The sequence below is a fragment of the Xenorhabdus sp. NBAII XenSa04 genome (assembly GCF_963866145.1).
Classification (GTDB): domain Bacteria; phylum Pseudomonadota; class Gammaproteobacteria; order Enterobacterales; family Enterobacteriaceae; genus Xenorhabdus; species Xenorhabdus indica.
In genome coordinates, this window is sequence record NZ_CAWMEB010000411.1 from 73,118 (window position 1) to 97,950 (window position 24,833).

Below are 24,833 nucleotides of genomic sequence, written 5' to 3' on the forward strand. Positions count from 1 at the left end.
CATTCTCTGGTCAGAGGCAATTTCACATGAAATAATCGGGCGCGACAGACAGATGTTGGCAAGCGCTATAAATCAAACACTATAAATATAGTAGGGCGTGGCAAGGTATTGAATCAAATGGCTGATAATAAGGATTTCAAAAGCTGTCCTCACCAGCAGAAACAGTGGCAACCAAGGAACAGTGCATTACTGTTCTGTGCCTTATTGTTTGCTTTTTTCTGCACGGGAGCCTTTGCCAATCAAATTTCAGAAAATAAAAACCAACTTAAAGATATTCAACAGAATATTGCCGAGAAAGAGAAAAGTGTCAAACAACAACAAAAACAACGTACAGAGCTCCTCAACCAACTCAAGGAACAAGAGGGGACGATTTCAGAAGTCGGGCGTTCCCTCCACAGTACACAAGTCCACCTGAATAAACTGGGAAATGAAATTTCGTCATTGACGAAAGGTATTCACCATCTGCAAATGCAGCAAAAAGAGCAGCGTAAGCTACTTGCCAGCCAATTAGATGCCGCATTCCGGCAAGGGAATCATCAAGGTTTAGAATTATTGTTTAATGGCCCGGAAACACAGCGTAAAGAACGCATACTCGCTTATTACAGTTATCTGAATCAGGCTCGTCAGGAAACTATCACTAAATTGCAAAAAACAACTGACAAGCTTAACCAACAAAAAAAGCTGCAACAAGAAAAACTGAATGAGCAACAAGCGTTACTCAGCAACCAAAAGCAACAAAAGCAAAAAATGGAAGTTGCCCGTTCTGCCCGGAAAAAAACACTGACTGTACTTGAATCTTCATTGAAGAAAGATCAACAAAGCCTGGCTGAGCTTCGGCAAAACGAAACTCGTCTGCGTAATAAAATTGCTAAAGCAGAACGGGAAGCCAAAGCCCGCGCTGAGCGTGAAGCGCGTGAGGCTGCACGTGTCCGTGCGCAAATAGCAGCCAAGCAGAAACAGGCTCAACAAAAAGGCTCCAGCTATAAACCTACAGAAGATGAACGCGCACTTATGGCGCGAACAGGTGGGCTTGGTCGCCCTGCCGGGCAAGCAATCTGGCCTGTGCGTGGGCGGGTTATTCACAACTTCGGGGAAACAATACAAGGCGAGTTACGCTGGAAAGGCATGGTAATCTCCGCAGCCGAAGGCACAGAAGTTAAAGCAATTTCAGATGGCCGGGTATTACTGGCAGACTGGTTACAAGGCTATGGTCTGGTTGTCGTGCTTGAACACGGTAAGGGAGATATGAGTATTTATGGTTATAACCAAAGCCTGTTGGTTAGTGTTGGCCAGCAAGTCCGGGCAGGTCAGCCGATAGCTCTGGTTGGTAGCAGCGGCGGGCAACAGCAACCTTCATTATACTTTGAGATCCGCCGTCAGGGGCGTACCGTCAATCCATTACCGTGGTTAGGAAAATAAGAGAGGGAAATAATTGTGCAATATCTATTAATAAAGTGCGTTCACTCATTCACTCTATTATTTGGGATATTGCGCTTTCGGATGCTAAAGTTTTGGGTTCTGTCGTTTATCACTCTCTTGTTATTTACGCTGAATGCCCATGCCGCACGCTTAGCTATTGTCATTGATGACTTTGGCTACCGTGTTCACAATGAAAATAAGATATTGCAGATGCCTGCTGCAATTTCCATTGCCGTACTTCCTGATTCTCCATATGGCAGAGAAATGGCGCAAAAAGCCCATAAGCAAGGTAGAGAGGTTTTGATACATCTGCCAATGGCGCCAATGAGTAAACAACCGTTAGAAAAAAATACTCTGCATCCTGCCATGAGCAGTGAGGAAATTGAAGACATTATTCACGATGCCATAAAAAAAGTTCCTCATGCGATTGGTGTGAACAACCATATGGGCAGCGCGATGACCTCCAATCTCACTGGTATGAAAAAAGTGATGAATGCATTATCTCAATATCATCTCTATTTTCTGGACAGCGTAACTATCGGTAAGACTCAGGTCGCTAAAGCCTCCATGGGAACACCTGTACAAGTGCTCCGCCGGAATATCTTCTTGGACGATGTACAAACAGAAGCAGAAGCGCTGCACCAACTCAACCGGGCTATTACTCTGGCTCGCAAACAAGGCTCTGCCATCGCCATTGGGCATCCTTACTCAACTACTATTCGGGCATTACAGCAAGGGTTAGCAACGCTGCCAGATGACATTGAACTGGTAACACCCAGTATGCTGCTCAATCATTCTCTAACCAGTAAACAGAGCAACTCACAAATCAGCCCGCTCACCAAACAAAAATGCATCAAATCTCCTGAAACCAAATCTGTAACGGTATTAGAATCCAAATTGGAGTATTTCAGGCTTGTTGGGGAAACATTGGTTCCCAGTGTCATTGTTGATGTCTTAAATCAGGGTTTTGAAAAATTACAAAACTCCACATCAAAACAAGAGAAACTGCATAGCACGGGCCATTTGAGACCACAAAAAGATAAAACACTGGAAAACAAAACAGACGCCCATAAAGAGTGAGCGTCTGCCCTGATTTTTAGCAATCTGTTTTAACGGCTTGCTTAAAATTTTGTCAGAGATTCAATTAATCCCAATTCAGGATAACTTTACCAGATTGCCCTGAGCGCATGATATCAAAGCCTTTCTGGTAATCATCTACCGGGAATTGGTGAGTAATAATTGGGGTTAAATTCAAACCAGACTGAATAAGTGTCGCCATTTTGTACCATGTTTCAAACATTTCACGTCCGTAAATGCCTTTGATAAACAGTCCCTTAAAAATGACCTGACTCCAATCGATCGCCATATCTGAAGGAGGTATACCCAATAAAGCGATACGCCCGCCATGATTCATAGTGCTTAATAAGGTACGGAATGCAGGAGGAGCACCGGACATCTCCAAACCAATATCAAAGCCTTCAGTCATGCCCAGTTCTGACATAACATCCGTCAGGTTCTCCTTACTGACATTCACAGCACGAGTAACGCCAATTTTACGTGCTAAATCAAGACGGTATTCATTTACATCGGTGATCACAACATGACGTGCACCGACATGCTTACACACAGCCGCAGCCATGATACCGATAGGACCGGCACCCGATACCAGTACATCTTCTCCAACTAAATCAAAGGAAAGTGCAGTATGAACAGCGTTGCCAAATGGGTCAAAAATCGCAGCCAGTTCGTCCGAAATATTGTCTGGAATTTTAAAAGCATTGAATGCCGGAATAACTAAATACTCAGCAAATGAGCCAGCCCGGTTTACCCCAATTCCTGTTGTGTTACGGCACAAATGTGTGCGTCCACCACGACAATTGCGGCAATAACCACAGGTAATATGACCTTCACCAGATACACGATCGCCAATTTTGAATCCTTTGACTTCCTGACCAATTGCGACCACTTCTCCCACGTATTCATGCCCTACGACCATCGGCACAGGAATAGTCTTCTGAGACCAATCATCCCAGTTGTAAATGTGCACATCCGTTCCACAAATTGCCGTCTTACGGATTTTAATCATCACATCATTATGCCCCAGTTCCGGTGTAGGCACATCCGTCATCCAAATACCTTCTTCTGGCTTTAATTTTGACAACGCTTTCATAGTGATACCTTATGTAATGATATTCAACTGCTTACCGATACGTGTAAATGCAGCCACAACACGTTCAATTTGTTCTTCGGTATGAGCAGCAGAGATCTGGGTACGAATACGTGCCTGACCTTTAGGAACCACAGGGTAGAAGAAACCAATCACATAAATGCCTTCTTTCAGCAGCTCAGAGGCAAATTCCTGCGCCAGCTTCGCATCTCCCAACATAACCGGAATAATGGCGTGATCTGCACCCGCTAGTGTAAAACCAGCAGCCGTCATTTTTTCACGGAACAAGTTGACATTTTTCCAGAGACGTTCACGCAGATCGTCTCCATCTTTCAACATATCCAATACCTTGATGGAGGCCGCAACAATAGCCGGAGCCAAGGAATTGGAAAACAGGTAAGGGCGTGAACGCTGACGCAACCATTCCACAACTTCTTTACGTGCGGCGGTATAACCACCGGACGCCCCACCTAACGCTTTACCGAGCGTGCCAGTGATGATATCAACACGCCCCATGACATCACAATATTCATGAGTACCACGACCGTGCTTGCCAACAAACCCCACCGCATGAGAATCATCAACCATGACCAACGCCCCAAATTCATCTGCTAAATCACAGATAGATTTCAGATCCGCAATGACACCATCCATGGAGAACACACCATCAGTTGCGATCAGGATATTCTGAGCACCTTCTGCTTTTGCTTTCTCCAACTGTGCCCTTAATTCCTGCATGTCATTATTGGCATAGCGATAACGTTTCGCTTTACATAGGCGAATACCATCAATAATAGAAGCGTGGTTCAGTGCATCTGAAATAATGGCGTCTTCTGGGCCGAATAATGTTTCAAACAGCCCCCCATTAGCATCAAAACATGAGGAGTACAGAATGGCATCTTCCATGCCCAAAAATTCAGCTATTTTATTTTCTAATTCTTTATGGGTGTCTTGCGTACCACAAATAAAACGCACGGATGCCATACCAAATCCATGACTATCCATTCCTGCTTTTGCGGCAGCGATCAGGTCAGGGTGATTAGCCAATCCTAAATAGTTATTGGCACAGAAATTAATGACGTTGTTGCCATCCGCAACAGCAATATCGGCATTTTGCGCAGAAGTAATAATACGTTCACTTTTGAATAGCCCTTCCGCACGGGTTTGTTCCAACTGATCATTAATTTTCTGATAAAACGACGCTGACATTATTTCTCTCCTGATTACCTGGATAAGTGAAAGGTATGGTGTATTTTACTTATAGATCCTGACAGTGACGACACAGCCAGAAAGATAATATCAACTTTGTAAAGCTGATCACGGCCTTGAGACTGCGATGCAGCAGGATTTCAGGATATTCCCCTATTTCACCTGCTGTCGTTAGTAGGGTTAAGTGATATGATACGCATTAAAATAAAGTGAACTGACTAGTTAGAGGTGGGCCAAATGATTATTGTCACTGGCGGCGCAGGGTTTATTGGCAGCAATATTGTCAAGGCACTGAATGACGAAGGTTATAAGGATATTCTGGTTGTTGATAATCTGAAAGACGGTACAAAGTTCGTTAATCTGGTTGATTTAGATATCAGCGATTATATGGATAAGGAAGATTTCATTGCCAGTATCGTTGCAGGTGATGATTTGGGCGATATTGATGCCATTTTCCATGAAGGTGCTTGTTCATCCACAACCGAATGGGATGGCAAGTATATGATGGACAATAACTATCAGTACTCTAAAGATGTATTGCATTACTGCCTCGATCGTCAGATCCCATTCCTGTACGCCTCTTCTGCCGCAACTTATGGTGGGCGCAGTGATAATTTCATTGAAGAACGCCAGTATGAGAAACCTCTCAATGTTTACGGCTACTCAAAATTTCTTTTTGATCAGTATGTTCGCGATATTTTGCCACATGCCGATTCTCAAATTTGCGGCTTCCGTTATTTCAATGTATACGGGCCACGTGAAGGACATAAAGGCAGTATGGCCAGTGTCGCCTACCATTTAAACACCCAGATCCACCAAGGCCAGAACCCGAAATTATTTGCAGGCAGCGAACATTTCCAACGCGATTTTATTTATGTTGGCGACGTTGCAGCAGTAAACCTGTGGTTCTGGAAAAATAGTGTTTCCGGCATTTTTAACTGTGGTACAGGCCGAGCTGAATCTTTCCAGGCGGTTGCTGACGCTGTTATTGAATTCCATAAGGAAAAATCTCCTGCTGTAGAATACATTGAATTTCCAGAAAAGCTAAAAGGTCGCTATCAGAGCTTTACTCAGGCTGATCTGACAAAACTTCGCGCAGCAGGTTATGACAACGCATTCAAAACCGTTGCTGAAGGCGTTACTGAATATATGCAATGGCTCAATCAGGATAATTAATCGACTTCTATGAAGATATTGGTGATCGGCCCATCGTGGGTGGGTGACATGATGATGTCGCAAAGCCTCTACCGCACCTTGAAGGTTTTGTACCCAAATGCAGAAATTGATGTGATGGCACCAGCGTGGTGCCGCCCGTTACTGGCAAAGATGCCGGAAGTTAATCAGGCGCTGGCAATGCCGCTGGGACACGGAGCGCTTGCGCTTGGTGAACGTCGTCGTTTAGGACTGACACTGCGTGAAAGTGAATATGATCACGCTTACGTACTCCCCAACTCCTTCAAATCTGCTTTGGTGCCTTTCTTTGCCAATATCCCTCTGCGTACAGGCTGGCGGGGTGAAATGCGCTATGGTTTCCTGAATGATATCCGTGTCCTGAATAAAAGTGCCTTTCCACTCATGGTTCAGCGCTATGTTGCTCTCGCCTATGACAGGAAAACTGTACACAGTGCTGAAGATCTTTCCCAACCCCTGCTATGGCCTCAGTTAGCTGTCAGTGACGAAGACATTGCTGAATCAACAACAGCCTTTAACATCGCCGATCATCGCCCGATTATCGGTTTTTGCCCCGGTGCGGAGTTTGGCCCGGCTAAACGTTGGCCACATTATCATTACGCCGCATTGGCTGAACAGTTAATTACTCAAAAGGGTTATCAAATATTGTTATTTGGTTCAGCTAAGGATAATGAAGCTGGTGAAGATATCCGGGCGCTTCTAAGTGAAGATGCACGGGAAAACTGTCTTAATCTCGCAGGACAAACTTCCCTTGAACAGGCAGTCAATATTATCGCAGCGTGTGATGCCATTGTTACAAATGACTCAGGTTTGATGCATATCGCAGCAGCTCTGAACCGCCCTCTGGTGGCATTATATGGGCCAAGTAGCCCTGACTTCACTCCTCCACTATCGGACAAAGCCGAAGTGATCCGTCTGATTACGGGTTTTCATAAAATCAGGAAAGGTGACAGTGCGGGTGGTTATCATCAGAGTCTTATTGATATTCAACCAGAGCAAGTTTTAGCTTCATTGGAAAAGCTTTTACAGGCGGAGAATCAGGGTTAATGCGTGTTTTACTGGTAAAAACGTCTTCAATGGGCGATGTGTTACATACCCTGCCCGCACTGACAGATGCCATGCAGTACATACCGGGTATTCAATTTGATTGGGTCGTTGAAGAGGGATTCGCCCAAATACCCACATGGCACAGTGCAGTTGAAAATGTTATCCCTGTTGCCATTCGTCGCTGGAGAAAAAATTGGTTCAGGAAAGATATCCGTGAAGAACGCGCACGTTTCAGGGAACAATTACAGCAACGAAAATATGATGCAATTATTGATGCTCAAGGGCTGTTAAAAAGTGCTTTTTTAGTGACACGCCTAGCCCATGGTCCAAAACATGGCTATGACAAAAAAAGCATTCGTGAGCCACTGGCCAGTTTTTTCTACGATCAACGCCATTCTGTGAGCAAACAGCAACATGCTGTAGAACGAATTCGCGCATTGTTTGCCGAGAGTCTCAGTTATCAAAAACCTATAGAATCAGGTGATTATTCTATCTCTCGCCACTTTCTGAACCAACAATCAGAAAATGGAAATGATTATCTGGTATTCCTGCATGCCACCACACGTGATGAGAAACATTGGCCAGAAAACCATTGGCGGCAACTGATCGCAGAGATTCAACCAACGGGTATGCGCATCAAGCTCCCCTGGGGAGCAGGACATGAATACCAGAGAGCATTACGGCTGGCAGATGGTTTTTCTCATGTTGATGTGTTACCAAAATTAACATTAGCAGAAGTCGCACAGGCTCTTGCTGGCACAAAAGCGGTGGTATCTGTTGATACAGGATTAAGCCATCTCACTGCCGCCCTGGATCGTCCAAATATTACTCTGTTTGGCCCGACAGATCCTGGCTTGATTGGCGGGTACGGGAAAGAACAGCATACCTTGAAATCAGTGGATAATTCGATGCAAAGTATTACCCCGGCAGAAGTCATGCTGTTCTTGCAAAATATATTAAATAAGAACCTTGCCTAGTGGGAAGATCTCACACCAGCGGCTTTTATATTCAAGAGTAGGATTACCCAACGAATAACGCATAGTCTTATCTGCTGCCTGACATAATGCTTTTGCTGCCTGGATATTAACCCACATCAAAATGCTACCAACACTGAGATGTGCATACTCAGGATCATATCCTCCATTAATAGCATCAAATGAAATCCATTTAGGACTATCGGCACGTAATACAAAATCATACGCACAAGGTGAACCATTAATAAGTAATACGTAACCAAATATGTGCTCTCGAAGCTCTGTGTATATTTCAAGCAAACACTGACGTTCTTTTGGCGAATGACGATAACTCCAACGCTTTTGGTATAAATTGATGTAAATATCAACCAATTCTTCAGCGCTGAATTCACTTGAAAGACGAATTTCTCCGCCTGCGCGAGTGAATTTGTTTATCTCATTCTTGCGGTTACGGCGGGTTTTGTAGGAGAAATTTTCTTTAATCAGGCAGATTTGACGCTTACTAAAAGGAGCCTTATAACTGGCATTGATAAAATTATTTTTATGAATAGGAGATAATCTCTTTGATTTTATAGGTAAAAATAACTTTGCATCTGTTGCGATAGGAAAAATCACTTCATCATAAGGGAGTGGATAGGTGCCCTGGATTTTTTCTACTAATTTTTGGTTTTTAACAAAGAAGCAAGCTCCCTTAACGGCAGTTCCTTTTTCTTTAAAATAGAAGGAGAGCGGGTTACCTTCAATATGCTTATTTAAAAAAGAGACGATGTTGGGATGTGTTAGTACACAACCGCCAAAAAGAGCGTGAATTTCTTTATATTGTTCGAAATTACATTTTTTCCATCCCCAGAAAAATGATTTTACTTTTTCCATATCCTATTCCATAAAATGGCTTTTTAATATTAAGCTAATTTTTATACGACTTTATAAAAAAATATTTTTTATTTCCAATAATAGTTTGGACTGTTAATTATAAAAGTGCATTATTTTTATAGTCATAAAATTCCGACAATGTCATACCATGAACCTGTGGTTTCAAGAATCCAAACAATTCTTCTAAGTCTTGATAAAGCAACTCAATTTTTTCTTCCGTCTGAAAAGTCGGGCTTCCTCCCGGCATAAATTCGGATGAATGCAGCATAAATTCAACATAATCATTACCAGATGCCAAAGTTTGCCGGATGACAGCTTTCATCTGTTGCAAATTCCCACCTTTTGGGCGTAACCAATTAACCGATGGAGAACGTTGCTTCCCTCGCAAATGATCATATTTTTGTTTAATAAAATTCATGATCGGAGAGTGCTTATACTGAATACTCATTGGCACTTGTAATAAAGAAGAGTTGCCTTCTTTAGCAATATCCTGCAAATCCATAAAATAAGCATGAGATGGAAAACGACTATAATCTGTTCCACCATTTCCATTCGGATCTCCCTTGGTAAAACGCCAGTTAACCTTCGGAGTAACAGAACAATCTACCTGATAACCATACTCGGCCAATAATTGCGCATAATATTCGTTAAATGCCCAACGGCCAGCACGATGGCTCAGCATCTTAGTCTGAAGTTTTTCTTCAAGAAGATTTGTCATTAAATCAATTTTTGCCTTTATCTGATTTTTAGGGTATTCAATCAAATAAGGCTTATAGCGCATATCATCATCAGTCAGAGGAACCATAGGGGGATTGTTCCAGGCATGCAAATGCATACCGATTTCACCGGTGTTTCTGGCAATGACATCCTTAGCAAATTCGATATAGCTATCATCCATCGCCATTTCATAGTTTGTTAGCCAGACGGGTTTGAATCCAAAACGCTCACAAAGGTTTTGAAACCTGGGCAGATATTGAGTATTTTCGGTAGAAATTCTATCGCTATTTTGCCAAAGATTATCACCTTCAGTATCAATTGTGATGATGAATGCTGGTTTGGTCATAAGAAAGATACCTTATTACAGAAATATGAAATATTATTACTCAGTGAAAGTATACGAGGACAAAAAGATATCTATCTTTTCTAAGATAACCTCTAGAGGTATTTCACTGATTTTGCTATTAATATTTTTCTGAACTAATTGGATAGCATTTTTATTTCCCGGCCCCCATACATCATTATTGATATAATTTCCATGCTTATCATTACCATATAATGCGATTGTATTTTTTTCATATGCAGCAGCAGCATGTACAATTGAGGTATCCGGTGAAATAATCAAATCAGCATGTTTTATTATTTCTACAGCACTGAGAAAACTGCAAAATGGGTTGAAAATACAGTTATCTAAATATGAAATCATACTTATTTTTTCAGGACTACCAATCAATATAATATTGACTGACTGATATGAATAACCAATATGAGATGTTATTCCAATCAATTGTTCTTTAGAAAGATCTCTCTTTTCATCAGCAGCAAAGGGATTAATAACAACAGTTACCTCCCCTGGCAAATGAGAGTAAAAATCACGCACTTTATCCTTGATACCATCAGGAACATATATGTCATACTGCATATTATAATTATAAATATCCATATGATTCATCAAAGATTTATATCTTTCTGTAATATGTAAATCATAACCTAAATAAGTTATATTTTTGTTATAAATATTTATTTTATCTTTATTAAACCCAATTACATGATTAGAATTAATGAATCTTATAAACAAAAGATAGATAACAGGAATTTGATCACCCATGTCAATAATAAGATCATACTTTTCCTGTTTCAATTTCAAGCCTAACTTAAGTATATCTGTATTTTTATCAGGATAGAAGTAGACCTTACCTATATGTGGATTGTTTTCTATCACACAATAATTAGTTCGACCTGATAATACATGTAATTCATAACCTTGCTGAGATAATGCTTTTAAAACCGGTGTGGATACAATCATGTCACCAATTTTATTATCATCTCGTAAAAAAAGCACCTTTTTGACACCTATAAGAGAAAATTCTCTTTTTTTCCATTTATCAATAAATATTTTACTTATATTAAACCTTATTTTTTTGAAAAAATAATTTTTCCTTCTATTTATTTCACGTAATTTTTTAAATTTTTTTTCAGCCATTAGGACATCTCAAAGAATAACATCAAAAATTTTACTGCTTTATCAGGGATAAATACTCACCAACGACAACATCCAAGTCAAATTTCTGATACATATTTTCCGTAATTAAAGGAGGATTCTGATAAACCAAACGCATTTTTTCTGCCAATGATTCTGAAGTCAGTTCTGATTTATATTGTTCTAATTCCCCGACCATAATTTCACTGATTCCACCAGGGCAATTTGTGCTGACAACTGGAGTCTGGCAGATCAAAGCCTCAATTAATACATTACCTAAGCCTTCACTATCTGAACTCAGAACAACAGCTTTAGCTTCACGTATCACGGGTAAAGGATTTGTTAAAAACCCGATTAGTTTAACTCTGGATTGTAAACCAAGTTCCACAATTTTCTGTTTAATTTTATCAGTCATTTTTTCATCGCCATGACCGGCAATTAATAAGTTGCAAGGAATAGCAGCTATGGCAAATGCTTCTAACAAACGATCATGGCGTTTCACCTCGTGAAATCGTCCAAGATGGAGAATATAATCTTGACCTGAATATGGGTTGTTTTCTAAGGAATTCAATTTAATTTCAGTTATGTTGAATGGGTTGTAAATAGTGTCCATTCTTCTGGCAGCAACAGATAGATTTTCCTGTAAATCCAAGCCAACTGCATCAGAAACACAAATCAAATTACGATCCTGATAAATACGCTGAATTTTATGCTTCTTAAGCCAACGTGCCAGACCTGTTTTATTTTCGAGGTAAGATTTAGAAAATACACCATGAATACAAAACCATACATTCAAATTTTCTAATACTTTAGATTTTGCAACTATACGATCGGTTTTGTGTAAATTGGATATTACCAGCGCAGGAATTCCTTTTTGCCGCAAGATTTTTTCCAAAACCTTATCCATTGATTTTGCTCTACGAAAAATTTCAGTCTGTCTTCTAAAAGGGCCTGAATATTTATCAGCATCAATAACCAAGTCAATATGTTCAGGAATTGAATATTCGCATTTATCAGACAATGATAATAATGTGATATCAAAGCCTTTCTGTTGCAATCCACGGCACAGACGTATTACAACATTTTCAGCACCACCACCTGGCAATCCATCAATGATAAACAGAATGTGCCCTTTCATAAAGAAAGCACCTTGCTATACAGCCCAGTAAGCTGCTGAGATAAATAAGCCGGGGTATAACCCATTATCTTTTCTTTTGCTGACATAGCGATTTGACTGGTCAAATGATCTGAAGGTATTAAGGAAATCCTCTCAGATAATCCTTTTATATCCAAGGCATCACATACAAAGCCATTTACTCCTGAGTCAATGAACTCAGCCCCGCCACAGGTTTTACTGGTTATAATCGGTAAGCCACATGCCATTGCTTCCAGAATGACATTCGGGAAAGGATCATATAATGTCGGTAGCAATAACCCATCAGCCATTTGATAAAATGGCAATGTCTTTTTTTGTACGCCTAGAAACCGAATGCGAGTATAACAACCAAGAGAATGAGCGAGTTGTTTATATTTATTTTCTTCCTTGTCCTGCCCGATCACTAATAAATACGCTTCCGTCTTACTAACTGCTTCAATTGCGGCTTTCAGCCCTTTTCTTTCAAAACCCGATCCAACATATACGAGACATTTAGCCTGTACTGGGATGGCATATTGCTGTCGCAAGACAACCCGTTCCTCTTCTCCGGCAGGAAAAAACTGTGACTGGTCAATAGCATTATAAATCACAGAAATTTTCTCTTCTGGCAAATCAAAATCGTCCATAACTTCCTGTTTGACCATCTCAGAGTTACAGATAACTTTCTTCAACTCTGGAGACAAATACATTCTCTTCTCCGCATCCATGACATAACGGTGGTAACGGCTGACAAAAAGCAGTTTACTTTTCCAAGCTGGCAGGATTCTTGACCTTTGCTGCAACCACCGCTGATGTACGCCATCACCAGCCCGATAAATATCACATCCCGCAATTCGTTCATGACTTTGGACGATATCGAATTGTTCCTTTTGCCAAAGCGCCCTGGATGCATCAGCAAACCCCTTCTCACGGCTAATGCGTCCCCATTTCAACGGATTGGCCAAGTGTACATGCCAGTTTGGATTTATGCTTCCCTGCCAAGAGCGGGTAATAACATTTAATTGTAGATTTTCATTACCCAATGCTTCTAAAGCTCTGGAAATGAAACGTTCAGCACCACCATCAGGGCGATATTTTTGCCGAACAATGGCAAGACGAACAGGTTTCATGATGAATATCTCCGAGCAGTTTCAATCACAACATCTGTCGGGATCAAACTTAAATAGCGATTATTTGTTTTAGTATCAATTTTATCAGGGTCCGGTAATTTACCGTAATTTCCTGCCCAGATCACTTCCCCATTGCCTTGTCATGGATGCTAAAAGTCATTTTATAGGCTAAACTAATGACCAGATCGTGCCTTCTATTTCCAATACTTATCATAAAAGTAGGCATACTTTTTTTAAGGGAATACGAACAACCTATCCGCATTTTGCACACTTTCTTCAAGCCAATGTGATACTATAGCCGCAATCTATTTTAGTGAATTTGATAGAATGTTGCTTCGCTTATACCAGGTACTTCTCTACCTTATCCAACCTATCATCTGGTTGCGCTTATTACTGCGCAGCCGTAAATCTCCGGCGTACCGTAAACGCTGGAGTGAACGCTATGGTTTTTGTGCCCAAAAAGTTACCCCAGGAGGGATATTACTCCATTCAGTTTCAGTTGGAGAGACATTAGCTGCTATTCCTCTCGTCAGGATTTTACGGCATCACTATCCTTTTCTGCCAATTACTGTAACAACCATGACGCCAACTGGCTCCGAAAGGGTACTTTCCGCACTAGGAGATGATGTTAACCACGTTTACTTGCCGTATGATTTGCCTGGCTCTATGAGTCGTTTCCTTGATAACGTTAATCCCAAGTTGATGATTATTATGGAAACTGAGCTATGGCCTAATTTAATAGCCCAATTACACCAACGTGGTATACCGCTGGTTATTGCCAATGCAAGGCTTTCAGCCCGTTCTGCCGCCGGGTATCAGAAAATTAACAGTTTTATTAAAGCCATTTTAAACAAAATCACGTTGATCGCTGCACAAAATCAGGAAGATGGCGAACGTTTTATTGAATTAGGGCTAAAACGTACCCAACTGGCTGTCACAGGCAGTCTCAAATTCGATATTTCTGTTACACCTGAATTGGCCGCTAAGGCGGTGACTCTGCGTCGTCAATGGGCTGCACATCGGCCTGTATGGATTGCAACCAGTACCCATGATGGTGAAGAAACTATCATACTGGATGCGCATCGAAATTTATTGAAACGACATCCCAATTTATTGCTGATTTTGGTTCCCCGCCATCCTGAACGTTTTGCTAAAGCGGAAGAATTAACTCAAAAAGCAGGGTTAAGCTCGGTATTAAGGAGTTCTGCTACTATACCCGATGCTAATGTCCAGGTTGTTATTGGTGATACTATGGGTGAACTGATGCTACTGTACGGTATTGCAGATCTAGCCTTTGTCGGAGGCAGCTTAATCGAACGTGGCGGTCATAATCCACTGGAAGCTGCGGCTCATGCGATCCCTGTCATTATGGGGCCACACACATTCAATTTTAAGGATATCTGTGCCAAACTGGATAAAGCTGATGGGCTTATTACTGTGACAGATAGCCAATCTTTGAGTACCGCTGTCAATAGCCTGCTGACGGATGAAGATTATCGCCTTTATTACGGTCGTCATGCCGCGGAGGTCTTACACGAGAATCAGGGCGCACTGCAACGATTGTTAAAACTACTGGAACCTTATCTCCCACCACGGAGCCATTGATGAGCATGAGAAAACGTCTATCCGTCGTCATGATTGCCAAAAATGCCGCCGACGTGATTGGTGATTGCCTGCTATCTGTAGACTGGGCAGATGAAATTATCGTTCTGGATTCTGGTAGTACTGATGCAACCTGTCAAATAGCCAAAGAAATGGGAGCCAAAGTTTACACGAATACTCAATGGCCTGGTTTTGGCCCTCAGCGGCAACTCGCACAGTCCTATGCCAGTGGTGATTACATTTTCATGATTGATACAGATGAGCGAGTCACTCCTGAGTTAAAGGTTTCAATTGAACAAGTTCTGGAAAATCCCGACAACAATAAAGTCTATGCCTGCGCGCGCCTTAATTTATTCCTGCACCGGTTTATGAAGCACAGCGGCTGGTATCCTGATAAAGTCATTCGTCTCTATTGTCGTGAACGTTATCAATATAACGATAATCAGGTGCATGAATCACTGGATACCCAAGGCGCCCGTATCGTGACATTGAAAGGTGATTTACGTCATTTAACTTGCCGAAATCTGATGGAATTCCAGCAGAAGCAATTAAATTACGCGAAAGATTGGGCTAAACATCGCTACGAGCAGGGTAAAACAACCCGTTATTCTTCCATTATCAGCCATACACTGGGCGCATTTTTCAAAACGTGGCTGTTAAGAGCGGGTTTCCTTGATGGTAAACAAGGATTAATGTTAGCAATTGTCAATGCTCAGTACACATTCAATAAATATGCAGCACTCTGGGAGTTGACCCAAACAGAGAGTCAAAGACAATGAAAAAAAAAGCAATTTACCCCGGTACTTTTGATCCTATTACCTATGGTCATCTCGATATAGTGACCCGTGCTGCAAATATGTTTGATCATGTTTTACTTGCCATCGCCAATAGCGATAGAAAAAACCCTATGTTCAACCTTGAAGAACGTGTCACATTAGCAAAAGAAGTCACTGCTCATTTGGATAATGTTGAGGTTGCAGGATTCAGCGAATTAATGGCTAATTTTGCTAAAAAACAACAGGCGACGATCTTAATTCGTGGGGTACGTTCAGTTTCTGATTTTGAATATGAATGGCAACTCGCCAATATGAATCGACATTTTATGTCTGAGTTGGAAAGTGTCTTCCTGTTGCCCTCTCAAAGTCTGTCTTTTGTCTCATCATCCTTAATCAAAGACGTTGCTCGTCATGATGGTGATGTTTCATCATTCCTGCCGGAGCCTGTTGCTCTGGCAATGTTAAGAAAATTAGGTAAATAATACTCGTCGGGGGCAATTCAGCCCCCAAAGATACAATTAATGCTGGCACTGCCGACAAAAAAACGCACTGCGCTGCCCTAATTTTATACTCTCTATTTTTTCTCCGCACATTGGACAAAGCTCACCTTTCTTGCCATAAACAAATAATTCCTGCGCGAAATACCCCGGTTTTCCATCAGATTGCAGAAAATCTTTCAGCGTAGTCCCCCCTTGTTCAATAGAACGACGTAAGATCTGCTTTATCGTATCTGCTAATAGATAAGCCTCTTCCTGTGTCAGGGAATGAGCAGGGCGCTCAGGCAAGATATGGGCCACATACAAAGCTTCATTGGCATAAATATTGCCAACACCAACAACCACTTTGTTATCCATCAACCAAGGCTTAATAGCCGTTTTCTTATTACGCGAAAGCGTGTAAAGGTATGAGCCATCAAATACATCAGACAAGGGCTCAGGGCCCAAATGAGCCAGTACAGAACATTTCTCAAGATCATCGCTCCATAGCCAGGCTCCGAAACGCCGTGGATCCGTGTAGCGGAGAATTTTACCGTCTGTCATCACCAGGTCGATATGATCATGTTTTGCAGGAGGAGATTCATGCAATAAGACACGTAAGCTACCGGACATTCCAAGATGGACAATAATCCATCCATCAGCCAATTCGAGCAACAAATACTTTGCCCGACGCTGCACACTGAGCACTGGTTGATCTGATAATGTCATGATCTGTTCAGAAACAGGCCAGCGCAAACGCGAATTCCTTACCTCAACATATTGAATCACATTACCAGCTAAATGTGGCTCAATTCCTCTGCGACTGGTTTCAACCTCTGGTAATTCCGGCATACTGACTCCTTGAATAAACGATCTACAGCACCCTATTTCAGCAGATTACGATACCGTTTTCATGTATTATTTATAGCTAAATCCAGTCAAAATCGTTGAGAGAATAGGCCGCCCCATGCTTCTTGATATCAAAAATAGGCTAAACATAATCGAAAATAAAAAGTCCCTGTGGAACTTATCTATTATTGGACTGTACATTATTCTTGTTTATCTGCCAGATATTACAAGATATAAAAATCTTGTCATGATCCTGATCTGCATAACAGCACTGTGTTATCTGGTAACCGATTTTCGTCAGGTGATAAACTCACTACGAAATTCTCTCTTTTTATCCATTTTGCTGTTTATACTGGCAATGTTCTACTCTATTGGAATTTCGATTGATCCTGCATTGAGTTTCAAAGAGATGAATAAGCCTATCTTAAATGGCCTGCTGCTGTTTAGTTTCACACTTCCCATTGTGCTCTATCAGGAAAGTAAACAACACATTGCAAAAATGATCTTGATTGCTTTTATTATTGGTATGTTAGCTATTTCACTGACCGATCTCGCGAAATACATTATCAATTACGATTCAACAGGTGAAATGCCATTTACTAATTTTAATCACCGGGAGTTTTCATACGGATTTATTTTCTATTTTCCTGTGTTGTTATGTACTTGGGCATTATGGAAAAAACATTCTTTACTGAGTTGGTTATTGTTGCTTATCGCTTCAGCCATCAGCCTATTCTTATTGCTTGGAACACTTTCTCGTGGTGCCTGGGTTGCTATCGTAGCAGCCACAATGTTTATTATTGTGATTAATAGAGAATGGAAAATCACCATTGCTGCGGCAATATGTCTGGCATTATTGGCCGGGATCACTCATTGGTCGGCAGCATCGAATCCTGCCACAAAATTACTGCTTTATAAGCTTACCCAAACTGATAGCAGCCACCGCTATAGTAATGGAACCCAAGGCTCTGCGTGGCAGTTGATTATGGAAAACCCTGTCAAAGGTTATGGTTTCGGTAATCAGGTATATCACCAAGTTTATAATAGTCGTGTTGCCGATTATCCTGACTGGACATACAGAACTTCGATTGGACCACATAATGTATTTTTATCGCTTTGGTTTGCCGGTGGCGTCCTGGGTCTAATAACCACACTATTAATGACATTCTCAGCAATATTTACCGGAAGCCAAATCATACGTCAAAATAGTGGCATAATCCGACAAGCGGGTATCATTATGCTTGCCGCATTTATTGGTATTTTTATCGTCAGGGGGATGTTTGAAAATGCTTATATTAATGAAATAGGTATCTTATTGGGATTAATGATCGCCTTATATAGCGCCCAAAAAGAAACCAGAATAGCACAGAAAAACCACTAATTTCAGATACACCAGCCCATATCCAATAAATGAGACGGGCTGGTGTCCCATTATTTGACTTTCATTCATCAAAACAGATTTTTTTCTATCACTTGCATAATCAACTTTGCCCGTTGATCCCAATTAAATTGCTCCGCGACTAATCTCTGAGAGTGTTCTGCTTTAGCCATTATTTCAGTTGGGTTATCAATCAGTAGTTGAATCTGTTGTGCGAAACTTGTCGCATTTTCACTGTCTGCAAAGCTGACCGCGTTTTCATCAACCGCATCACGAATGGAAGGAAGATCAGAAATAACAACGGGTTTGCCCATCGCCATATATTCAAAAAGTTTAAGAGGGGAAGTATAGCGGCTGCCAATACTGGTTTTTGTCAATGGCAGGATGCAAATATCATTATCTGCAATGACTTGGAAACGGTTTTTAGGATGGACAAACCCCAGAAAATTAACCCGATCACTTACGCCAATTTGTTGAGCTACAGATTTGAGTTGTTCAATCTGCGTGCTATTTCCACCAGCAATATTCAATACAACATTATTAAGGTGACACATAGACTTCATCGCAGTAGGTACGCCTTTCCAGCGATGCAAACTACCTAAATACAATACCTGTGTTGTTTCTCCTTTCTGGTATTGCTTGCCCGAAGATGTCATCTTTGTCGCTTCAACGGCTAACAAATCAACACCGTCAGGTGCAACGATAATCGGGGTTTTAACCCCATATTCTGTATAAATATCGTCACGTAGTAATGAAGTCAGAACAAAAACAGTCCGGGCACGATGATAAACCTGTTGTTCAATTTGTCTGAGCCTAGAATATTTGCGCTTATTAGCCCGTTTATTCAAGTCATGGGACTCTTTAAAAGACTGAGAAAAAATTTCATGACTTTCAAAGAAGTGTGGAATATCAGGATGCTTATGCAAGAGATAATTTGCCATTTTAATATTACGAGTAAAAATGGCATCGACCTGATGTTCTTGCAACCAACGGGAAACCTGAAAATAAAATAATTTTTGCGTATTGATGGGGAAATACCACTTACGGCGCACATCGCGTAAAGCGATCAATGCAACAGATGTTGGCAACTTTCTACCAAGGATCTCCTCTACACCATTTTGACCCGCTGGTGTAATCAGGCTGACTTGATGACCCTGACGGGCAAAAGCATCCACATTCTGCAAAATTTGCAGTGAAGCAACACGAAAATCAGGTACAGGATAGGGATCAATATAAGCAATCTTCATGACTTTTTTATCGTATCCAATAAACGGCCCGCCGAATGCTCCCAGGTATACATCATTTCAATTCTCTGACGAGCATGTTTACCCATTCCTTTTCCTCTGTCTGGTAAAGACAAGAGATGATTAACAGCTCCAGCAATAGCTTCTGCATCACCGGGCGTCACCAGAATGCCGGACTGATTCTCATTTCCTACCACTTCAGGTATACCACCAATATAACTGGCAATGACAGGTCGCTCACATGCCATTGCCTCCGCAATAGTAATACCAAATGCTTCATCACCAATGCTTGGGAAGATCCCTGCATCCCCGGCAGCATAAAACTCAGGTAACTGATCATGACCAACAGGAGGATGAAAAATAATTGATTGTCCTAACTTTAATTCCGCCGCTTTTTTTTCAAGCCGTTTCAGTTCTTCACCTGCTCCAATAATTAACAGTTTTACATCCTTATCACGTAACAAGTCCATCGCATCAACAGCAATTTTCATGCCTTTCCATCCGACTAACCTACCAGCAAAAGTCAGTAGAAATGTATTTTCATGAATCCCTAGCCGGCTGCGGACATCAGAATTGGCAGGTTTGAACTTATCAACATCTACACCATTATAGATAACATTTGGAAATTGTTTGAAATGATGCTGGATCTGCCAAGCATTAAAATGGCTGCAAGCAACCCATGCCGATATTTTTTTCCCTAATATTCTGTCACCTTTAAAAAAGCTGGTTCCCCCACTCATATAGCAAAACTTAGTATGGGAGTTGGTTGGCATCATTCTGGGCCAGAAGAAATCAAAAGGCTTAGTCAATATTACCCAGTCGAAATTTTCAGCAATCACTGTTTCACGGGCATGACGGGCAAATGAGTAGCGTTCAACAATACGTTGAAAACGACGGCCAATATTGATTACTCGTTCTCTGGGGATAAATGGGAAAGTATGCACACAGATATTCCGATCCTTCAACTCAGGCCTGATATCACCTATTCCGCCGAAAATATGGATCTCATGTCCTGCATCTGTTAAAGCTTTAGCCAGCTCCCAGACCGCCGTTTGAATACCACCATAGGACATGGTAACGGTGACATCAATAAATCCTATTTTCATCGTTTTTATTATCCTTTTATTGAACTTCTAGTATTTTTTTCACTGAATCCCAGACTTGTTCTACTGATATGTCTGACATGTTATCTTGACGGGTTGCCTGTTGATAATCTATTGGATGTTCAATCACAGCCAATTTTGCATGCTGTTGTGGAGCAAGAAAACGACCAGGATGGAAACTATGGTACATGGCAACCATTGGGATCCCTAATGCTCCTGCCAAATGTGTCGTCCCGGTATCAACACCAACATACAAATTAAGTTGGCTCATAATCGCCGCATTTTGGCGCATCGTCGTTTTACCCGCCAGAGATGTACATCTCTGTACTCCCAACATTTCAGATAATCTTTCTGCCGCTGCCGCCCCATCCTGGCTACCCAACAGTAAAATGTGGGCAGCAGGATAACGAGCATAAATACGCTGGGCTAACTCATAAAAAGATTCTACAGGCCAATCACGGTAAGCTTTCGCAGGAAAACTTTGTAGTTGAAAACCAATCCTTAGTTTATCTTCCAACCCATAATGCCGGAGAAAAGAACTCGCATATTCTGCTTCATTTTGACTCACACAATACTGCAACCGCCAATCATAAATCTCAATCCCTAACGCATTAGCTAACAATGCCCTTTCCTGCTGAGCCTGCATAAGTTTTTGGGGTTTTTCTATAAGCAATTCATTTGGGGTTTTGCGGGATGTATCAGAAAAGCAAACAACCCGATTTGCTTTTCGTCTGGCATATTGTAGTAAAGGTTTATCATGATTATATACTAATGCCAAATCATAACTCTGACGAGAAAACCAACTAACCCACTTCGCTTTTCCTTTTGAAAAAACATTTATTGAATTGATTTCATCAATATTCTCAAGGATCTCTTTTGTTCTTTTATGCGCCAATACATCAATATTGGCTTCTGGCCAGTTTAACTTTAAAGCCCGAATTACCGGTGTTACAAGTAACGTGTCACCAAAACGTGCAATATTGATAATCAAAATGTTTTTAGGTTGCATAATAATGAATTATAAAATTATCCACTCAGAGACCAACTCAAGAGAACATACATCAAAGTTATTTAGGACATATTGAATAGATTGTTCCATACAAAAGCCAAACAAGAGTTTTATTTCATTTGTTCTATTTCACTTATAGTATATTAGTCACATATTAGATAAAATGGTAATATGAGAGCAAAACAATACGATCTCCCACTAATGATTATCACTAACAACAAAAATAGACTCCATTTTATCTAACATATTATCCATACTGAACAAACGTGTGGCTCGTTTAAATGAAGCATTTCCCATCTGCAAACGTACATCTGCATTTCTCATTAACAGATCTAATTTTTCAGTTAGTTGTTCAATACATTTAGGTTCAATAACATAGCCTGTTTCATCATCAATCACAGCTTCAGAGATAGCGCCCACTGATGTAGAGACCACGGGTAATCCGCACGCCATTGCCTGCATGATACCTTGTGGGACCCCTTCATTTCCAAACGAAGGCAATGCAAAAATATCCATCGCATTTAAACAGTCCGGAACATCCTGACGATTACCAAGAAAAATGACACTATCCGTCAGTCCTTCTAATTTAACCCTGGGCTCAAGATTTTTTCGTTGTGGGCCATCTCCAACAAACAGTAATTGCCAATCAGGATAGCGTTGATGAAGTATTTTCCAGCTATCCAACAGGTAACGATGCCCTTTCCAGGTTCTCATTGTCGCCACAATACCCAGAGTCGGTTTATCTGCAATTCCAATACGCTGGCGGCACAGTTGTTTATTTTCAGGCTTAAAACGTGTCAAGTCGATACCTGTCGGTACAGATGTCATATGAGATAGCGGATAGCCATTATTCGTATGGAGATATTGGCGCAACTTCTCCCCTGTTGTCACAATGTGCTGGCAGGATTTCAAATAGAGCCAGCGGGTCGCTATGGAGGTTGAAACATTGGTGGAAACATGACGGGTTCGAACTATTGGTGGCATTCCCCTTAATGTGGAACATGCCGCAGCTACCAGCCAAGAATCAGTAGAACTGTGAGTGTTAATGATATCAAACCGATGGCCTTCAGCCTTCAACCAACGGCGCATTGCCATAAAGCATGAAAGACGTTTTTTTTCAATTGGCAACGCAACGACAGGAACACCATAATGGTGAGCTTCACGGTAAAGTGTCGAAGTTGGGCAACAAATGATAACAACATGATGCCCACGACGCATCATCCCCTGAGATTCCGTCAGAATACGAATCTCTTGCCCTCCCCAACCACGCGACGATTCCGTATGTAAGATATTCAAGGTTTTTCTAGTCATTTTCTGAGCCACGCCTGACAGTTCATATATCAAAAAGCGTTAGTATAACTGAACGTCATATTACGTTCACGGGTAACCGATAACCAAGTTTAAGATTAAGGAGGGATTGGTGTATTTTAGGTATAAAAAACCCAGCTTTCGCTGGGTTTTTTAAATCCACTAAAATTATTTGATTTTAGCTTCTTTGTACATTACATGCTGACGAACAACTGGATCAAATTTTTTCATTTCCAGTTTTTCAGGCATAGTACGCTTGTTCTTCGTAGTGGTATAAAAGTGACCAGTACCAGCAGAAGAAACCAGTTTAATTTTATCGCGAATACCTTTAGCCATTTTTCAGCTCCTTAGTATTTCTCACCACGGGCACGCAGTTCAGCAAGAACTGTATCGATACCCTTTTTGTCAATCACACGCATACCTTTAGCAGATACACGCAGAGTTACAAAACGCTTCTCAGACTCAACCCAGAAACGGTGAGAGTGCAGGTTAGGCAGAAAACGACGCTTGGTCGCATTTAATGCGTGAGAGCGGTTGTTACCACTCACAGGGCGCTTGCCAGTAACTTGGCAGACTCGGGACATGTCTATTCTCCAAAAATCAAATCAGCTCGAGCTTTGTATTAGGTATGGCCGCCTCGTCAGGCTTAGGAGCCCATCTCAGCAAATTTTCTTTACTGATAAAGAACGTTACTGAAAAGAATCACATTTTCTCAGCCAAAAACTCACTGAGATAGGCTCTTCTCGCCAAGCCCAAGATCCTCAAAGGTGGCGTAGTATACGCCCTCATTCGCTGATGCTCAAGTCCCGCACAACTAAGATCTGACCGGTTCGTGAAAAAACCGTATTAAATCCAACCTCTTTCCATAAAAGAAACGCAATATTGTTTGCCTATGACAATATGATCCAAAACCTTAACACCGACTAAATTACACGCATCAATGATTTTTTCTGTCACCAGTTTATCTGCCAGACTAGGTTCTGGATTACCGGAAGGGTGATTATGAGCAAGAATAATAGATGCTGCATTAACTTTAACCGCCTGTCTTACGATTTCACGCGGATGGACTTCAACTTTGTTTATTGTTCCCTTGAACATCTCATCATGACAAATCACTTTATTCTGATTTGTCAAAAACAGCACGACAAAAACTTCCCGATCCTGCCAGGACAATAAATCCTGCAAATAACGTTGAGTCGCGGCAGGGCTGCTCATAACATCTTCATGGATAAATTGGCTGGAGAAAAAACGCCTTGCCAATTCAGACACCGCCTGTAACTGAACATATTTGCACACACCCATGCCTTTATGCGCACAAAAATCAGCATAATCGGCAGAAAGCAAGTGATATAATGAGCCAAATGATTGCAGCAGATGTTCCGCCATTTTTACAACAGGCACACCTCTAGCCCCTGTGCGTAAAAATATGGCCAACAACTCCGCATCCGTCAGAGCAACCGCACCATACGCCAGCAATTTCTCTCGGGGAGCAAGATCTGAATGCAATTCATCGTCTTTTTCCACTATTGTGATATCCATTCTACTTCCTCCCTTAAATATCTTTTGCTGGCTGGCTAACAGCCATGAAGATGACACCCTATGGCTTTAATATCCACATCATCAATATCCCATGATGAAAAAATCACCGCCAGTCTTGTGCGTATGGTTTGCGTAGCGCTTCGCAAACTTAGTATTTCTCAGCGACAGAACAAGAGCTCTCAACGCCATATGCTCAACACTCTATTT

General features: G+C 41.3%; 24 protein-coding genes and 1 pseudogene. 9 read left to right on the top strand and 16 right to left on the bottom strand.

Features of this window, described 5'->3' with window-relative positions; translation table 11 throughout:
- Positions 1-117: 117 nt before the first annotated feature.
- On the top strand, positions 118-1,419 hold the full coding sequence (gene envC / locus AAC147_RS15770) for a murein hydrolase activator EnvC (RefSeq protein ID WP_047682731.1): 1,302 nt from the start codon (positions 118-120) through the stop codon (positions 1,417-1,419).
- Positions 1,420-1,500: 81 nt separating this feature from the next.
- Positions 1,501-2,499 carry a divergent polysaccharide deacetylase family protein gene (locus tag AAC147_RS15775; protein WP_072032525.1) on the top strand — a complete coding sequence of 333 codons (999 nt, stop codon included), beginning with the start codon at positions 1,501-1,503 and terminating at the stop codon, positions 2,497-2,499.
- A gap of 64 nt (positions 2,500-2,563) precedes the next feature.
- Here AAC147_RS15775 and tdh read toward each other — a convergent pair whose 3' ends face one another.
- Both tdh and kbl read right to left on the bottom strand, forming a co-directional pair.
- Positions 2,564-3,589 carry an L-threonine 3-dehydrogenase gene (gene tdh, locus AAC147_RS15780; protein WP_047682733.1) on the bottom strand — a complete coding sequence of 342 codons (1,026 nt, stop codon included), beginning with the start codon at positions 3,587-3,589 and terminating at the stop codon, positions 2,564-2,566.
- A gap of 9 nt (positions 3,590-3,598) precedes the next feature.
- Complete coding sequence (gene kbl, locus AAC147_RS15785; protein ID WP_047682736.1) at positions 3,599-4,795, bottom strand: glycine C-acetyltransferase; 1,197 nt, start codon at positions 4,793-4,795, stop codon at positions 3,599-3,601.
- A 237-nt stretch (positions 4,796-5,032) separates the two neighbouring features.
- Here kbl and rfaD point away from each other — a divergent pair, with 237 nt between their 5' ends.
- Genes rfaD through rfaC form a run of 3 tightly spaced genes read left to right on the top strand, consistent with a single transcriptional unit; the run spans position 5,033 to position 8,010 of the window.
- A complete protein-coding gene (gene rfaD, locus AAC147_RS15790; protein WP_047682738.1) occupies positions 5,033-5,971 on the top strand; it encodes an ADP-glyceromanno-heptose 6-epimerase in 939 nt (312 codons plus the stop codon).
- 9 nt (positions 5,972-5,980) lie between these two features.
- Positions 5,981-7,033, top strand: coding sequence for an ADP-heptose--LPS heptosyltransferase RfaF (gene rfaF, locus AAC147_RS15795; RefSeq protein ID WP_047682740.1), 1,053 nt, complete (start codon positions 5,981-5,983; stop codon positions 7,031-7,033).
- Positions 7,033-8,010, top strand: coding sequence for a lipopolysaccharide heptosyltransferase RfaC (rfaC, locus tag AAC147_RS15800; protein WP_047682742.1), 978 nt, complete (start codon positions 7,033-7,035; stop codon positions 8,008-8,010). The genes rfaF and rfaC overlap by 1 nt, the downstream gene beginning before the upstream one ends.
- On the opposite strand, the gene AAC147_RS15805 is transcribed toward rfaC, so the two are convergent.
- From AAC147_RS15805 to AAC147_RS15830, 6 genes and pseudogenes are all read right to left on the bottom strand, one after another.
- Complete coding sequence (locus AAC147_RS15805) at positions 7,990-8,880, bottom strand: GNAT family N-acetyltransferase (RefSeq protein WP_047682745.1); 891 nt, start codon at positions 8,878-8,880, stop codon at positions 7,990-7,992. The genes rfaC and AAC147_RS15805 overlap by 21 nt on opposite strands.
- 97 nt (positions 8,881-8,977) lie before the next feature.
- Entirely contained in the window at positions 8,978-9,943 is a 966-nt protein-coding gene (locus AAC147_RS15810) for a polysaccharide deacetylase family protein (RefSeq protein ID WP_047682748.1), read from the bottom strand.
- 36 nt (positions 9,944-9,979) lie between these two features.
- Complete coding sequence (locus AAC147_RS15815; RefSeq protein ID WP_047682751.1) at positions 9,980-11,080, bottom strand: glycosyltransferase family 9 protein; 1,101 nt, start codon at positions 11,078-11,080, stop codon at positions 9,980-9,982.
- Between the two features lie 31 nt (positions 11,081-11,111).
- Positions 11,112-12,215, bottom strand: a complete 1,104-nt coding sequence (locus AAC147_RS15820) for a glycosyltransferase (protein WP_047682755.1) — start codon at positions 12,213-12,215, stop codon at positions 11,112-11,114.
- The gene (locus tag AAC147_RS15825; protein ID WP_047682758.1) at positions 12,212-13,342 is read right to left on the bottom strand and encodes a glycosyltransferase family 4 protein; all 1,131 of its coding nucleotides are present in this window, start codon (positions 13,340-13,342) and stop codon (positions 12,212-12,214) included. The genes AAC147_RS15820 and AAC147_RS15825 overlap by 4 nt, the downstream gene beginning before the upstream one ends.
- A pseudogene (locus tag AAC147_RS15830) lies at positions 13,339-13,482 on the bottom strand (putative lipopolysaccharide heptosyltransferase III); the annotation flags it as partial. The gene AAC147_RS15825 and the pseudogene AAC147_RS15830, both read right to left, overlap by 4 nt.
- A 187-nt stretch (positions 13,483-13,669) precedes the next feature.
- Here AAC147_RS15830 and waaA point away from each other — a divergent pair.
- The 3 genes from waaA to coaD are packed head-to-tail and all read left to right on the top strand — an operon-like array spanning position 13,670 to position 16,202.
- A complete protein-coding gene (gene waaA / locus AAC147_RS15835) occupies positions 13,670-14,947 on the top strand; it encodes a lipid IV(A) 3-deoxy-D-manno-octulosonic acid transferase (RefSeq protein WP_047682760.1) in 1,278 nt (425 codons plus the stop codon).
- On the top strand, positions 14,947-15,723 hold the full coding sequence (locus tag AAC147_RS15840; RefSeq protein ID WP_047682763.1) for a glycosyltransferase family 2 protein: 777 nt from the start codon (positions 14,947-14,949) through the stop codon (positions 15,721-15,723). The genes waaA and AAC147_RS15840 overlap by 1 nt, the downstream gene beginning before the upstream one ends.
- Positions 15,720-16,202, top strand: coding sequence for a pantetheine-phosphate adenylyltransferase (coaD, locus tag AAC147_RS15845; RefSeq protein WP_047682766.1), 483 nt, complete (start codon positions 15,720-15,722; stop codon positions 16,200-16,202). The genes AAC147_RS15840 and coaD overlap by 4 nt, the downstream gene beginning before the upstream one ends.
- 36 nt (positions 16,203-16,238) lie before the next feature.
- On the opposite strand, the gene mutM is transcribed toward coaD, so the two are convergent.
- Entirely contained in the window at positions 16,239-17,048 is an 810-nt protein-coding gene (gene mutM, locus AAC147_RS15850) for a bifunctional DNA-formamidopyrimidine glycosylase/DNA-(apurinic or apyrimidinic site) lyase (protein ID WP_047682768.1), read from the bottom strand.
- 115 nt (positions 17,049-17,163) lie between these two features.
- On the opposite strand from mutM, the gene rfaL reads away from it, so the two are divergent.
- The gene (gene rfaL, locus AAC147_RS15855; protein ID WP_052189584.1) at positions 17,164-18,426 is read left to right on the top strand and encodes an O-antigen ligase RfaL; all 1,263 of its coding nucleotides are present in this window, start codon (positions 17,164-17,166) and stop codon (positions 18,424-18,426) included.
- A 68-nt stretch (positions 18,427-18,494) separates the two neighbouring features.
- Here the strand turns inward: rfaL and AAC147_RS15860 are convergent, their stop codons facing one another.
- The 7 genes from AAC147_RS15860 to radC all read right to left on the bottom strand — a co-directional run bounded on the left by AAC147_RS15860 (position 18,495) and on the right by radC (position 24,626).
- Positions 18,495-19,670, bottom strand: a complete 1,176-nt coding sequence (locus tag AAC147_RS15860; protein ID WP_047682770.1) for a glycosyltransferase family 4 protein — start codon at positions 19,668-19,670, stop codon at positions 18,495-18,497.
- Positions 19,667-20,773 (bottom strand): glycosyltransferase family 4 protein, encoded by a 1,107-nt coding sequence (locus AAC147_RS15865; protein WP_047682772.1) that lies wholly within the window; start codon positions 20,771-20,773, stop codon positions 19,667-19,669. Before AAC147_RS15865 ends, AAC147_RS15860 begins: the two co-directional genes overlap by 4 nt.
- 16 nt (positions 20,774-20,789) lie before the next feature.
- Positions 20,790-21,779, bottom strand: a complete 990-nt coding sequence (locus AAC147_RS15870) for a glycosyltransferase family 9 protein (RefSeq protein ID WP_047682774.1) — start codon at positions 21,777-21,779, stop codon at positions 20,790-20,792.
- Between the two features lie 198 nt (positions 21,780-21,977).
- The gene (locus tag AAC147_RS15875) at positions 21,978-23,090 is read right to left on the bottom strand and encodes a glycosyltransferase family 4 protein (protein ID WP_047682777.1); all 1,113 of its coding nucleotides are present in this window, start codon (positions 23,088-23,090) and stop codon (positions 21,978-21,980) included.
- A gap of 165 nt (positions 23,091-23,255) precedes the next feature.
- On the bottom strand, positions 23,256-23,423 hold the full coding sequence (gene rpmG, locus AAC147_RS15880; RefSeq protein WP_010847629.1) for a 50S ribosomal protein L33: 168 nt from the start codon (positions 23,421-23,423) through the stop codon (positions 23,256-23,258).
- Positions 23,424-23,434: 11 nt separating this feature from the next.
- On the bottom strand, positions 23,435-23,671 hold the full coding sequence (rpmB, locus tag AAC147_RS15885; RefSeq protein WP_038239873.1) for a 50S ribosomal protein L28: 237 nt from the start codon (positions 23,669-23,671) through the stop codon (positions 23,435-23,437).
- 262 nt (positions 23,672-23,933) lie between these two features.
- Positions 23,934-24,626 carry a RadC family protein gene (radC, locus tag AAC147_RS15890; RefSeq protein WP_047682781.1) on the bottom strand — a complete coding sequence of 231 codons (693 nt, stop codon included), beginning with the start codon at positions 24,624-24,626 and terminating at the stop codon, positions 23,934-23,936.
- Positions 24,627-24,833 lie beyond the last annotated feature (207 nt).